Source organism: Pseudomonas sp. P4_C4, assembly GCF_056402055.1.
Genome location: NZ_JBFUID010000004.1, coordinates 94,942 through 108,313, shown reverse-complemented (window position 1 = coordinate 108,313; position 13,372 = coordinate 94,942). Strand labels below are relative to the sequence as shown.

At 58.8% G+C, this 13,372-nt stretch carries 10 protein-coding genes; 3 read left to right on the top strand and 7 right to left on the bottom strand.

The features are described from left to right. Positions 1–196 precede the first annotated feature (196 nt). Positions 197–904, bottom strand: a complete 708-nt coding sequence (locus tag AC1DXW_RS04385) for a 3'-5' exonuclease (protein ID WP_477753029.1) — start codon at positions 902–904, stop codon at positions 197–199. Continuing rightward, complete coding sequence (locus tag AC1DXW_RS04380) at positions 901–2,841, bottom strand: putative nucleotidyltransferase substrate binding domain-containing protein (protein WP_477753028.1); 1,941 nt, start codon at positions 2,839–2,841, stop codon at positions 901–903. The genes AC1DXW_RS04385 and AC1DXW_RS04380 overlap by 4 nt, the downstream gene beginning before the upstream one ends. A 253-nt stretch (positions 2,842–3,094) precedes the next feature. Here AC1DXW_RS04380 and AC1DXW_RS04375 point away from each other — a divergent pair, with 253 nt between their 5' ends. Further along, positions 3,095–3,553: a response regulator gene (locus AC1DXW_RS04375; RefSeq protein ID WP_477753027.1), complete on the top strand. Its 459-nt coding sequence runs from the start codon at positions 3,095–3,097 to the stop codon at positions 3,551–3,553. A gap of 372 nt (positions 3,554–3,925) precedes the next feature. Beyond that, positions 3,926–4,825, top strand: a complete 900-nt coding sequence (locus tag AC1DXW_RS04370) for an EamA family transporter (protein WP_477759791.1) — start codon at positions 3,926–3,928, stop codon at positions 4,823–4,825. Between the two features lie 73 nt (positions 4,826–4,898). On the opposite strand, the gene AC1DXW_RS04365 is transcribed toward AC1DXW_RS04370, so the two are convergent. Then, entirely contained in the window at positions 4,899–7,088 is a 2,190-nt protein-coding gene (locus tag AC1DXW_RS04365; RefSeq protein WP_477759790.1) for a malate synthase G, read from the bottom strand. Between the two features lie 560 nt (positions 7,089–7,648). Between AC1DXW_RS04365 and AC1DXW_RS04360 the strand changes: the two genes are divergently transcribed. Beyond that, positions 7,649–8,167: a glycine cleavage system transcriptional repressor gene (locus AC1DXW_RS04360; RefSeq protein WP_223460390.1), complete on the top strand. Its 519-nt coding sequence runs from the start codon at positions 7,649–7,651 to the stop codon at positions 8,165–8,167. A 215-nt stretch (positions 8,168–8,382) separates the two neighbouring features. Here AC1DXW_RS04360 and rarD read toward each other — a convergent pair whose 3' ends face one another. The 4 genes from rarD to AC1DXW_RS04340 form a co-directional block, all read right to left on the bottom strand. Continuing rightward, positions 8,383–9,270, bottom strand: coding sequence for an EamA family transporter RarD (gene rarD, locus AC1DXW_RS04355; RefSeq protein WP_477753024.1), 888 nt, complete (start codon positions 9,268–9,270; stop codon positions 8,383–8,385). 212 nt (positions 9,271–9,482) lie between these two features. Then, entirely contained in the window at positions 9,483–10,457 is a 975-nt protein-coding gene (locus AC1DXW_RS04350) for a serine/threonine protein kinase (RefSeq protein ID WP_477753023.1), read from the bottom strand. Positions 10,458–10,635: 178 nt separating this feature from the next. Further along, the gene (locus AC1DXW_RS04345; protein WP_477759789.1) at positions 10,636–12,537 is read right to left on the bottom strand and encodes a PhoX family protein; all 1,902 of its coding nucleotides are present in this window, start codon (positions 12,535–12,537) and stop codon (positions 10,636–10,638) included. 67 nt (positions 12,538–12,604) lie between these two features. Further along, positions 12,605–13,369 carry a TOBE domain-containing protein gene (locus tag AC1DXW_RS04340; RefSeq protein ID WP_477753021.1) on the bottom strand — a complete coding sequence of 255 codons (765 nt, stop codon included), beginning with the start codon at positions 13,367–13,369 and terminating at the stop codon, positions 12,605–12,607. Positions 13,370–13,372: the final 3 nt, after the last annotated feature.

Genomic DNA, 13,372 nt, shown 5'->3' with positions numbered 1-13,372 from the left:
ACGAGAATTGTTCTCGATTGTGTCAGAAGCGAGGGAGGTAAGCAATTGGCGTTGGTCGTGTGGGAATTTGGCGACAGCCTTTGTAGGAGCGAGCTTGCTCGCGATGAGCCAGAGAACAACGCGGGGTGTCAGATTGGACGCGTTATCGTTGACGACCATCGCGAGCAAGCTCGCTCCTACAGGGATGGTGTAAGGATCAGAAGGAAGGCGCCTGCTGCCGACGTTTCCACTGACTCAAGCGCTGTTGCAGATTCAACGGGCTATGAATCTGCTGCTGCCGCGCGCGGCTGAACAGAATCAGCGCCAGCTCAGCGGTGGCCAGGGCGTCGGCGCTGGCGTGGTGGCGCTCGAAGACTTCGAGCTTGAACCAGTCGATCCAGTCGTCCAGCCCGGCCTCGCGAATATGCGCCTGGGGGCATAGCAGTGGCGCAATGTCCGCCACGTCCAGAAACGGATGCTGCAACTTCAAGCCCAGATGATCTTTCAGCGCACGGCCGAGCATGTGTTGGTCAAACGGCGCGTGGAAGGCCAGCACCGGACTGTCCCCGATGTACTCCATCAGGTCGAGCAGTGCTTCTGCCGGGTCGCTGCCTGCCGCAATGGCGCTGGGGCCAATGCCGTGGATCAGCACACTGGGGCCGAGTTTCACTTGCGGATATTGCAGGGTGCGTTCGAACTGCTGGCGAAAATCGATGGCCCCGTCCTCGATCACCACCGCGCCGATGGACAACACCTGGTCCTTGTTCAGGTTCAAGCCGGTGGTTTCCAGATCGAGCACCACCCAGCGTTGCTCGCGCAGGCTGCACTCAGACAGGTCGGCAGCCGTCGGTAATTGGTCCAGCCGATGTTGCAGATGAGCTGGGAGGGTGGGACTCGCCGGGCGCAGCCATGAAAACAGGCTCATAACTGATACCGCAAGGTCAGGCTGCTTTGCAGGCGTTGTGCCTGGCGCAGGGACTCACGCAGGATGCGCCGGTCCAGATGATTGAGACTGTCGGGATCGACCCGATTTGAGTAAGGAAAATTCTCCCGGGTCTGTAGTTGATGTTGCTGCATGCGGGTTTGCTGGATGAAGTGATAGGCCTCTTCGTACGCGGCGCCGTCCAGGGGTTCGATGACCTCTTTGGCGACCAGCTGGCGAAAACGCTCCAGCGTGTTGTTCGCTTCGATACCGTGGGCGAGGGCCAGCAACCGGGCGCCGTCGACGAACGGTGCCAAGCCCTGAATCTTCAGGTCCAAGGTGGCCTTCTCGCCATTTTTGCGCGCCAGCACGAATTCGCGGAAACGCCCAACAGGCGGGCGATTACGCAGCGCATTCTCGGCCATCATGCGCTGGAACAAACGGTTGTCGCCGACCTGATCGAGAATGCCCCGACGCAACTGCTCACAGCCTTGCTCGCTGCCCCAGACCACGCGCAAATCGAAATAGATGCTCGAACCCAGCAGGTTCTCCGGGGTGGCCTCGCGGATAAACACTGCAAAGCGCCGCGCCCATTCGGCCCGGGACAGGCACAGCTCGGGGTTACCGGCCATGATGTTGCCCTTGCACAAGGTGAAGCCGCACAGCGCCAGGCTCTGGTTGATCTGCTGGGCAATGGGCAACAACTTGCCGCGAATCTCGGCGGCATGGGCCGCATCCCTGGCTTCGAACAGAATGCCGTTGTCCTGATCGGTGTGCAGGGTCTGCTCGCGACGGCCTTCACTGCCGAAACACAGCCAGCTGAATGGCACACCGGGGTCGCCTTTTTCGGCGAGGGTCAGTTCGATCACCCGGCACACGGTGTGGTCGTTGAGCAAGGTGATGATGTGGGTGATCTGCGTCGAAGACGCGCCGTGGGCCAGCATGCGCTCGACCAGTTGACCGATTTCGCCCCGTAGCGCCACCAGGTTTTCCACCTTGTGGGCATTGCGGATAGTGCGCGCCAGGTGCACCAGGTCGACCCGCTGCAGGGAAAACAGATCGCGCTCGGAAACCACGCCGCACAAGCGTCGGTCCTTGACCAGACAGACATGGGCGATGTGCCGCTCGGTCATGGCAATCGCCGCATCGAATGCACTGTGATCCGGCGACAGGAAAAACGGTGCCCGGGTCATGTGCCCTTCGATGGCTTCGTTGAAATCACTGCTGCCGTTGGCCACGGTTTGACGCAGGTCGCGCAGGGTGAAAATCCCCAGTGGCGCCTTGAGTTCATCAACCACCACGATGCTGCCGACCTGTTGTTCGTGCATCAACGTCACGGCTTCGCGCAATGGCGTCTGTGGGGCGCATGTCACCGGGTGGCGCATGGCCAATTCGCCCAGTCGGGTATTGAGTGAATATTGGGTGCCGAGGGTTTCCACGGCTTTTTGCTGCACTTGCTGGTTGACCTGATCCAGCAGGCTGCTGACGCAGCGCAGGGCGAAGTTGCGGAAGGTGTCCGATAGCGAAAACAGGCGGATGAATGCCGGTTTGTTCAGTTGCAGGCAGAAGGTGTCCTCGCCGGCCAGGTGCTCGGTGCGGGTCGCCCGTTCACCCAGCAACGCCGCGAGAGGGAAACATTCGCCAGTGGTGATCTCGAAAACCGTTTCGGTGCCACCCTTGGCCGTGTGCGGACGCTCGCCCACGACCCGGCCTTGCTTGACGATATAGAAGTGCTCGACCGGGCCGTCGGCGGGTTTGATGATGCTCTCGCCGTGGGCGTAAAAACGCAGCTGACATTGCTCGACCAGATACGCCAGATGAGCGTGTTCCATCTGGTTGAAGGGCGGGAAGCGCTGAAGGAATTGCAACGTGCCCTGGATGTTCTGCAACACCGCGGTTTTCCCTGCCTGTGTGAAGGCGTCCGCTTTACTCATAACCATTACCGCAGTCTTTTTTGAATTGTTTTAGTCGGATGACCCGGACATGGTCGACCCCTGTGGCCGGGGTGCCCATTGGACGTAAGTCTAGGTAGGCGATCAGGGTGATGGAATGTCGGAAAAACCTTACGCAACTGTGAGAAAAACCTCTCTATTCTGCTATTGGAAAAATATCCGACGGGGTGCACATTGATGGTTCGCTGAGCGATGTCACACCGCTGTGTCAGGGAATTGTATTGAACATATAGGGAAAGCCATGTCCGACCACGACATTTTGAGTGACGCCGAGCGCGAAGCGCTGAGCGCCGTAATGCTGGAACCTGACCTGCCGCAGCAACGGGTGCTGATCGTCGATGACGATGAAGACGCCCGGGAGCTGCTGTCAGAGATTCTGGCGATAGACAGCATTCACTGTGTAATGGCGTCCAGTGGCGAAGCGGCACTCAAGATCCTGCTGACCAAGGCAGAAATCAAAAAGCTCTCGATTGGTTTAATGATCACCGACCTGCGAATGGGCCACGTTGACGGGCTGGATCTGATCCGCCATGTACGCGAATCGGTAAGGGCGGCATTGCCGATCATCATTGTCTCGGGTGACGCCGACGTGAAGGATGCGATCGCCGCAATGCATTTGAGCGTGGTGGACTTTCTGCTCAAGCCGATTGACGCCAGTCATCTGCGGACACTGGTAAAACGCGAATTGGGCATTAAATAACTCAAGCCTGTAATTGTTAATTACAGGCTTGAGTTGTTTTTGTGAGCTAGGCTTGTAATTAAATTTATCTAATTGGTGTGCGAAAAAGCTACTCACACATAGCTTGTTTCTTCTTTCGATTATTCAGCTATCGTTCGGTTCTTGAAAGCCAATGTGGGCATCTATTTGATGTTGTACTTGGTTTAATGAAATCTGTCGTAGCACTATCCAGGTTGCCAGTTTGGCACTCCGCTTTTTAGTGGCTTGAGTATGCCGATGGTTGTCGTGTATTCAGTCTGCGGCTAGTTCCTGCGGATAAAATACCGACAAAGGTCATTGCTTTTCCTGGGTTGTGTGGCTGTGTATCGCATTGAGGACGATATGATAAAGAAAATGGAATTTCGCGATCTTGTACTTATTGTCGGTGTCACAATCATGTGGGGCAGCAATTTTACGGTAATTGATATCAGTCTCGATGGCATCGATCCATTCATATTGACAGCAATGCGCTTTACTTTCTGTGCATTGCCACTGGTGTTCTTCATCCCGAAACCGAAAGGTGTCAGTACTTTTGTAACTATCGTCTACGGTTTGTTGTTTGGTATCGGAATGTGCTGGCTGATGAACTACGGCATGTTTCTTGGCGTCAGTGCCGGCGTGACATCTTTGCTCTTGCAATTCAGTGCTTTTTTTACGGTCATCTGGGGAGTGCTGCTGTTTGGCGAGAAAATGACGGCAATACAAGTGGCCGGCATTCTCATGGCGTTGGTGGGGCTGATGTTCATTATTCATGTAACGCACGGTGATGCCGAAAGCTTTGGACTTTTTCTGGTACTGCTCGGCGCATTGTTCTGGAGTCTTTGCAATGTGCTGGTCAAGAGAAGCAAAGTGGTTGATATATTTTCCTTTGTCGTTTGGTCGAGTCTGTATGCAACACCTCCTCTATATCTGATGACTTACTGGGTCAAGGGAGCAGCCCCTTTCCAGGCGTTGCTAACGGATATAACTGCTCCAGTGCTGGCATCGGTCCTGTTCCAGGCCTATGTGGCGACGGTATTCGGGTATTGGGTGTGGAACCGAATGATTGAGAAGTATCCGGCGAGCCAGGTTGCACCCTTGTCAGTGATTGTTCCGATATCGGGTATCTTGACCTCGTGGTATGTACTCGACGAACCCATTGGTGGTGAAAAACTGTTTGCTCTCATCATCACGGTCCTTGGAATTGCCTTGTTCATGAATGCATCGAGAATAGGCCGCCACATCGCTGCAAACGCGTTGCGCTTCAGGAGATAGTTCTGCATTTGCAGGACGCAGAAACAAAAATCCCCCGGTTTTCAACCGGGGGATTGCTGTGGAGTGAGCTGGTTTACAACCCGTTCTTCGCCTTGAACTCGCGACGACGACGGTGCAGGACCGGCTCGGTGTAGCCGTTCGGCTGTTTGGTGCCTTCGACCACCAGTTCGACGGCTGCCTGGAAGGCAATGTTGCTGTCGAAGTTCGGGGCCAGCGGACGGTACAGCGCGTCGCCGGCGTTCTGGCGGTCAACCACTGGCGCCATGCGCTTGAGACTTTCCATGACCTGGTCTTTGGTGACGATGCCATGGCGCAGCCAGTTAGCGATGTGCTGGCTGGAAATACGCAGCGTTGCACGGTCTTCCATCAGGCCGACGTCGTTGATGTCCGGCACTTTCGAACAGCCGACGCCCTGGTCGATCCAGCGCACCACATAACCGAGAATGCCCTGGCTGTTGTTGTCCAGTTCGTTCTTGATCTGCTCAAAGGTCCACTGCGGGTTCACCGCCAGCGGGATGGTCAGGATGTCGTCCACCGAAGCATGGGCACGCTTGGCCAGTTCGGCCTGACGGGCGAACACGTCAACCTTGTGGTAGTGCAGCGCGTGCAGGGCAGCAGCGGTCGGTGATGGTACCCAGGCGGTGTTGGCACCGGCCATCGGGTGAGCGATTTTCTGCTCGAGCATCGCCGCCATCAGGTCAGGCATGGCCCACATGCCTTTACCGATCTGCGCGCGACCTTGCAGGCCGGTGCTCAGACCGATATCGACGTTGGAGTTCTCGTAGGCGCCGATCCATTTTTCCGCCTTCATGTCCGCCTTGCGCACCATCGGGCCGGCTTCCATGGAGGTGTGGATTTCGTCGCCCGTGCGGTCGAGGAAACCGGTGTTGATGAACACCACGCGCTCGCTCGCCGCCTTGATGCAGGCCTTGAGGTTGATCGTGGTACGACGCTCCTCGTCCATGATCCCGACTTTGAGGGTGTTGCGTGGCAGGCCCAGCACGTCTTCGATGCGACCGAACAGCTCGTTGGTGAACGCTGCTTCTTCAGGGCCGTGCATCTTCGGCTTCACGATGTAGATCGAGCCGGTGCGGGTGTTTTTGCGCGAGGTGTTGCCGTTCAGGTTGTGCATCGATGCCAGGCAAGTCACCAAGCCATCGAGAATGCCTTCCGGCACTTCGTTACCGTCTTTGTCGAGGATTGCGTCGATGGTCATCAGGTGACCAACGTTACGCACGAACAACAGCGAGCGGCCGTGCAGGCTCAGATCACTGCCGTCGACAGCGGTGTAGGTGCGGTCGGCGTTCATGGTGCGGGTAAAGGTCTGACCGCCCTTGGCGACGTCTTCCGACAGATCGCCCTTCATCAGGCCGAGCCAGTTGCGGTAGATCACCACTTTGTCATCAGCGTCGACGGCGGCAACCGAGTCTTCGCAGTCCATGATGGTGGTCAGTGCGGCTTCCATCAGGATGTCTTTGACGCCGGCCGCGTCGGTCTGGCCGACCGGGGTGCTGGCGTCGACCTGGATTTCGAAATGCAGGCCGTTGTTTTTCAGCAGGATCGCGGTCGGTGCCGAAGCATCACCCTGGAAGCCGATCAGTTGCGCATCGTTGCGCAGGCCGGTGTTGCTGCCGCCTTTAAGGGCGACCACCAGTTTGCCGTCGACGATCTTGTAGCCGGTGGAGTCGACGTGGGAGCCGGCCGCCAAAGGCGCCGCTTCGTCGAGGAAGGCACGGGCGAAAGCGATGACCTTGTCACCGCGCACCTTGTTGTAGCCTTTGCCTTTTTCCGCGCCGTCGGCTTCGCTGATGGCATCGGTGCCGTAGAGCGCGTCGTACAGCGAGCCCCAGCGGGCGTTCGAGGCATTGAGCGCGAAGCGGGCATTCATGACCGGCACTACAAGCTGCGGACCGGCCATGCGGGCGATTTCTTCGTCGACGTTTTGCGTCGTTGCCTGGAAATCGGCCGCTTCTGGCAGCAGATAACCGATCTCTTGCAGGAAGGCTTTATAGGCCTTCGGGTCGTGCGCCTGGGCTGACCCAAGAGCTTGGCGGGATTGGTGCCAGCCATCGATACGAGCCTGGAAATCATCGCGTTTGGCGAGTAGGGCTTTGTTCTTCGGCGCCAGGTCATGGATGACCTTGTCGGCACCGGCCCAGAACTTATCGGCGGTGAGGCCGGTACCGGGAATGGCTTCGTTGTTCACGAAGTCGAACAGGACTTTGGCGACCTGCAGGCCACCGACTTGAACGTGTTCAGTCATTGCTTGCCTCACTCTGCTCAGCTATTTCGCTTTTCAGCTCTTCAATTTAACAATGAAGCCTTGGGCCATTTAAACCACAAACCCGTCTACCAGTACATGCCATTTGCGGGCGGCTGGGTTGGGACCAATCAACGGCTTGGGGCCTTGCTGACAGGGCTTTCAGGGTTGCGAACGTGCCTGCGGCAGACATCGATCCAACGTTATGTAGTGCGCGCTGCGGCATACTACATGATGAATTGCGGTTGTGAAAATTAGACTTATTACGTCGTTCTGCGACCCCATGACGCATTGCGGTCACGGCGCGGAGCAGGATGTTCTCAAAAAACCAGTGGATTGTTCCAGTTAAATATCGAAAGTTGTACACGATTTGTTGTTCGCAGGTTCATCGGTTGCGACCCTATCGCGAGCAAGCTCGCTCCCACAAAGGCCTGCGCGATCCCTGTGGGAGCGAGCTTGCTCCGGGCGGCGTTCCGACGATGACGTCAGACCTGTCAACACCGAGTCAGCCCTTGCCTATACTTGGTTCTCTATAACAAAAGTCATGACCAGAGGGCTGCGCCATGGACCACCTCGTACTCACCGTATTCGCACCGGACAAGCCAGGGCAAGTCGAGCGCATTGCCCAATGCATCGCCGAACACGGCGGTAACTGGCTGGAAAGCCGCATGTCGCGCATGGCGGGACAATTCGCCGGGATTCTTCGAGTGGGTGTGCCGGCCGAGGCCTACGACGAATTGGTCGATGCCCTACAGGGCTTGTCCACCCAGGGCATTCGCGTGTTAATCGCCGAAAGTGGCATCGAACAATCCTGCACCTGGAAGCCGATCGCCATGGAACTGGTGGGCAATGATCGTCCGGGGATCGTGCGTGACATCACACGCTTGTTGAGCGAGCAGGGGGTGAACCTGGAGCGGCTGGTCACCGAAGTGCGCCCGGCACCGATGAGCAGCGAACCGTTGTTCCATGCCGAAGCGATTCTTGCCGTCCCGCTGACGCTGTCGCTGGACGTACTGCAATCGCGCCTGGAAACCCTGGCTGACGACCTGATGGTCGAATTGGTGCTGCGCAGTGAACCCTGATGAGGTTATCCAAGTTAAACGTGCACCCGCCTGTGGATAACCTGTAGAGACACCCCGCCAGGCCACACCGGCCGGGGTTCTCCAAGATCTGATCAAAAAACCAGCAGTTTCAACCACTTGCGCACAATCGGCGGGGATCACGCTGTGGATAACCTTGGGAAGGAATGATACAGGCCACGGGAGACGTGGCCTGTAGGGTTTTGTGTGTTTTTTGATCAGCTGCGGCGGCGCAAACTTATCCACGCGTCGACGCTGTAAACCGCCAGACCGGCCCAGATGAACATGAACGCTACCAGGGTGCTGGACGACAGGTGTTCGCCAAACAGCAGGACCGCTTGCAGCAGCACCAGTGTCGGTGCCAGATACTGGAGAAAGCCCAGTGTCGTGTAGGGCAAATGCCGGGCAGCCGCGTTGAAACAGACCAGCGGCACCAGCGTGATCGGGCCGGCGGCCACCAGCCACCAGGCCTGGGAGGTGGTCCAGAATTCGGCCTGGGCGCTGCTGGCCGTCGGATTGAGCAGCAACCAGCCGAGGGCAATCGGTACCAGCATCCAGGTTTCCACCACCAGCCCCGGCAGCGCCTTGACCGGTGCCTGCTTGCGAATCAGGCCATAGAAACCGAAGGTCAGTGCCAGCACCAGCGACACCCACGGCAGGCTGCCCACTTGCCAGACCTGCTGCGCCACACCCACAGCCGCCAGACCGACGGCAATCCATTGCATGCGCCGCAGCCGTTCGCCGAGGATCAGCATGCCCAGCAACACGTTCACCAACGGGTTAATGTAGTAACCAAGGCTGGCCTCCAGCATGCGGCCGTTGTTCACCGACCAGACGTAGGTCAGCCAGTTGGCCGCAATCAGTGCACCGCTCAGGGCCAGGGTCGCCATCCTTCGCGGGTTCTCCCGCAGTTCGCGCCACCAGCCGGGATGCTTCCAGACCATCAGCAACAAGGCGCCGAACAGCGCCGACCACAGTACCCGGTGGATGATGATTTCCACGGCGGGCACGCTGGCGATGGCTTTGAAATAGAGGGGGAAAAGTCCCCAGATGATGTAGGCACTCAGGCCTAGAATGTACCCGCGACGCGGGTTGGCGGCTTGCATGCAGAATCCTTGCTTAGGCAGCTAACAAAGAGGGGATTGTAAGGAGATTTATCTGCGAATGTCCTGACTGAATAGGTAGGTCATTTGTGAACATCGGTATCTGTAGGAGCGAGCTTGCTCGCGATGGACGCCAACGATAACGCGTGCTGTCTGGGTAAACGCGCTGCCCTTGCGTTTTTCGCGAGCAGGCTCGCTCCTACAGGGGGGGGTAGTCAGAAAAGTTTAAGCGGCTCTTCGTTAAGCGCAGCACATTGCTCACGCAACGCCAAAACCTGATCACCCCAATAACGCTCGGTGCCGAACCACGGAAAACTGCGGGGGAAGGCCGGGTCTTCCCAGCGGCGGGCGAGCCAGGCGCTGTAGTGCATCAGGCGCAAGGCGCGCAACGGTTCGATCAAGGCCAGTTCACGCGGGTCGAAGTCGTGGAATTCGTTGTAGCCATCCATCAGTTCCGACAACTGGCTCAGGCAATCCTGGCGATCGCCGGCGAGCATCATCCAGATGTCCTGTACTGCCGGACCCATACGACAGTCGTCGAGGTCGACGATATGGAACATCTCGTCGCGGCACATCATGTTGCCGGGGTGGCAGTCACCGTGCATGCGAATGTTCTGGTGTGGCGTGTTGCTGTAGGCATCTTCCACACGCTTGAGCAGATCGCGGGCCACCGACTCGTAGGCCGGCAGCAGGCTGCGGGGGATGAAGTTGCCGTCGAGCAACGTGGCCAGCGAGTCATGGCCGAAGTTTTTCACCGCCAGTGCTTCACGGTGCTCGAATGGTCGGGTCGAGCCGACCGCATGCAGGCGGCCGAGCAACTGGCCCAGGCGATACAGCTGGTCGAGGTTGCCCGGCTCCGGTGCGCGGCCGCCACGGCGGGGGAACAGGGTGAAACGGAAACCGTTGTGTTCGTGCAGGGTTTCACCGTTGTGGATCAACGGCGCCACGACCGGTACCTCGCAGTCGGCGAGTTCGGCGGTGAACTGGTGCTCTTCCAGAATCGCTTCGTTGCTCCAGCGTTGCGGCCGGTAGAACTTGGCGATCAGCGGCTCGGCGTCTTCGATACCGACCTGATAGACGCGGTTTTCGTAGCTGTTGAGCGCCAGGATGCGCGCGTCGCTGAGAAAGCCGATGCTTTCTACAGCATCGAGCACGAGGTCTGGTGTGAGGGTTTCAAACGGGTGGGCCATGCTGACTCCTGCGCGCAGCAGGCTGCTGCGTCCGGCCAGGCATGGTAGCGCAGACGGGCGCAGATAGGTGGTGACTGTGCTGACGCTTTCGCGGGCAAGCCCGCTCCTACAGGGGTATGCGCGGGTTTCAAGTCGGCGCAAATCCTGTGGGAGCGAGCTTGCTCGCGATGAGGACCTATCAGGCGCCGACGACTCCGCCATCCTCGCGGGTAATCGCCATCACCGAAGACCGCGGCTTGCCATTGGGCAGGTGCTCGGGGAAGGTCGAACCACCGTTTTCACCCGGGTGCTGGATCCCGACAAACAGGGTTTTCTGATCCGGTGAGAAGCTGATCCCCGTCACTTCACAACCTACCGGGCCAACCATGAAGCGGCGAATCTCGCCGGTTACCGGGTCGGCACAGAGCATCTGGTTGTTGCCCATGCCGGCAAAGTCTCCGGCGTTGCTCGAATCGCCGTCGGTGAGAATCCACAAGCGTCCGGCCTTGTCGAAGCCCAGCCCGTCCGGGCTGTTGAACATGTTCTGCGGCGTGATGTTCGACGATCCGCCTTTGGGTGTGCCGGCGTGAATACCCGGATTACCGGCGACGACGAACAGGTCCCAGGCAAAAGTTTTCGAGCCGTGATCGTCGCGCTCGGTGCGCCAGCGCAGGATCTGGCCGTAGACGTTCTTCTCGCGCGGGTTCGGCCCGCCCACCGGTTGCCCGTCTTCGCCGCGCTTGGCGTTGTTGGTCAGCGTGCAGTAAACCTGGCCATCCTTGGGGCTGACCACGATCCATTCCGGGCGGTCCATGCGCGTGGCTTTCACCACGCTGGCGGCGAGACGGGCGTGGATCAGCACTTGAGCCTGATCGGCAAAACCGCTGCTGGCGTCGATGCCGTTTTTACCGTGGGTCAGCTCGATCCATTCACCCTGGCCTTTCGGGTGATCGGCGTTGCCGTCCCCCGCATCGAAACGCGCCACGTACAGGGTGCCGTGATCGAGAATGTCGCGGTTGGCCTTGGGGTTTTTGTGGTCGATCTTGTCGCGGCTGACAAATTTGTAGATGAACTCGCCGCGTTCATCGTCGCCCATGTACACCACGGCATGACCGTCGCCGGTTTCGGCCAGGGCGGCGTTTTCGTGTTTGAAGCGCCCCAGGGCCGTGCGTTTGACCGGTGTCGATTTCGGATCGAACGGATCGATCTCCACCACCCAGCCGTGACGGTTGAGTTCGTTGGGGTTCTTCGCCATGTCGAAGCGTTCGTCGTGCGGGTGCCAGTTGATCTCTTTGCTGGTGGCCACCACACCATAGCGTTTTTGCGCCGGGTCGAATTTCTGCTCGGCGTTGCTGCTGCCGAAGCAGTCGGTGAAGTTCTCTTCACAGGTCAGATAGGTGCCCCACGGTGTCTTGCCGTTGGCGCAGTTCTGGAACGTGCCCAGAACGTTCTTGCCGTGCGGATCGGCGCTGGTTTTCAGCAGGGCATGTCCGGCGGCCGGGCCGCTCAGGGTGATGGGTGCGTTGCCGTGAATGCGGCGGTTGTAGCGCGAACCCTGGACGAACTGCCATTGGCCGTTCTTGCGCTGCACTTCAATCACTGACACACCTTCGCAGGCCAGCGCCTTGCGCACTTCTTGTGCCGATTGCGGCATGCCGCCGTGAGCGTAGAGGTAGCGGTAGTTGGTGTATTCGTTGTTGATCGCCATCAGCGCCCGGTCTTTTTCGCCCGGAAATTCGAACAGGCTCATGCCGTCGTTGTTGTCGCCGAACTGGGCTTCCTGATGTTCGGCGCTGCCGTTGCCGCTCGGGTCGAACGCCGGGCCGTCCTTGTGCAAAGGCTGGCCCCAGCTGATCAGCACCGAGGACTTGTAGCCCGGCGGCAGGGTGATGGTGTCAGTGGCGGCGGCGGCAATACTGTCAAAGCCCAGCAGCTGGCTGTTACCGGCGCTGACGCTGGCAGCCATCACACTGCGGCTCAGCAGGTTGCCGCCGAGGAACATCGCGGCGCCGCACAGGGCACCTGCGCTGATGAAGCCGCGACGACTGAGGCCGACCATGGTTTCGAGGTCGGTGGACTGGTTTTCTTCTAATAGGCTCATTTCAGGCTCCCTGCGGATTTTGCAGACACCTTAATGGTGAGTAATGAACCTTTTGTTGCAGTTTTGCTTATAACGGTGTGCCCAGCAGAACCCTGGACGGCGAAAACTCCACGCGCACCGGTTTGCCGCAGGTCAACCGCGATGCTTGCAGATGACTCGGTTCGGCCAAGGCGCATAGGGTCAGACCGTTGGGCAGGGTGATGCGCACTTCGCTGGGGCCGTCGTCGGCGTCGAGAATTTTTTCGATGATGCCGCTGAGGCAATTGTTTCCAGGCGTTTCGACAGAGTCTATTTGCAGCACGTCGAGCCAACCGGCCTTGATCAATGCCACGACTTCGGTGCCGATTTGCAGTTCCAGGCGCTCGGTGCTGTCGTGGGTGATTTGCGCGGCGACGATCACGCCTTCGGCAACTTCGAGGCGAATCAGGTCGTTGCGCCCCTGAGGTTCGATCGCCATCACCTTGCCGTGCAACTGGTTGCGCGCGCTGGTGCGCAGCATCAGGCGCCCGAGCAGATCCAGATCGCTCGCGTCTTCAGCGGCTTCCAGCACCTGGGCCTGCAGGGCTTGCAGCTTCTGGTACAGCCGCAACACCCGCTCCCCCTCGTTGGACAGGCGCGCACCGCCGCCGCCCTTGCCGCCGACAATCCGCTCCACCAGAGGCTTCTGCGCCAGGTTGTTCAGCTCATCGATCGCATCCCAGGCGGCCTTGTAGCTCATGCCCGCGCTTTTAGCCGCGCGGGTGATCGAGCCTTGTTCGGCGATGTGCTGCAGCAGGGCGATGCGCTGCGGACGGCGGACAATGTGCTGGGACAACAAGGTTGGCAAAGACATGAC

Excerpts from the sequence above, each read along its gene's own strand:
- AC1DXW_RS04385 (WP_477753029.1), bottom strand. The coding sequence starts at position 904 with ATGAGCCTGTTTTCATGGCTGCGCCCGGCGAGTCCCACCCTCCCAGCT.
- AC1DXW_RS04345 (WP_477759789.1), bottom strand. The coding sequence starts at position 12,537 with ATGAGCCTATTAGAAGAAAACCAGTCCACCGACCTCGAAACCATGGTC.
- AC1DXW_RS04375 (WP_477753027.1), top strand. The coding sequence starts at position 3,095 with ATGTCCGACCACGACATTTTGAGTGACGCCGAGCGCGAAGCGCTGAGC.
- AC1DXW_RS04365 (WP_477759790.1), bottom strand. The coding sequence starts at position 7,088 with ATGACTGAACACGTTCAAGTCGGTGGCCTGCAGGTCGCCAAAGTCCTG.
- AC1DXW_RS04360 (WP_223460390.1), top strand. The coding sequence starts at position 7,649 with ATGGACCACCTCGTACTCACCGTATTCGCACCGGACAAGCCAGGGCAA.
- AC1DXW_RS04370 (WP_477759791.1), top strand. The coding sequence starts at position 3,926 with ATGGAATTTCGCGATCTTGTACTTATTGTCGGTGTCACAATCATGTGG.
- AC1DXW_RS04350 (WP_477753023.1), bottom strand. The coding sequence starts at position 10,457 with ATGGCCCACCCGTTTGAAACCCTCACACCAGACCTCGTGCTCGATGCT.
- rarD (WP_477753024.1), bottom strand. The coding sequence starts at position 9,270 with ATGCAAGCCGCCAACCCGCGTCGCGGGTACATTCTAGGCCTGAGTGCC.
- AC1DXW_RS04380 (WP_477753028.1), bottom strand. The coding sequence starts at position 2,841 with ATGGTTATGAGTAAAGCGGACGCCTTCACACAGGCAGGGAAAACCGCG.
- AC1DXW_RS04340 (WP_477753021.1), bottom strand. The coding sequence starts at position 13,369 with ATGTCTTTGCCAACCTTGTTGTCCCAGCACATTGTCCGCCGTCCGCAG.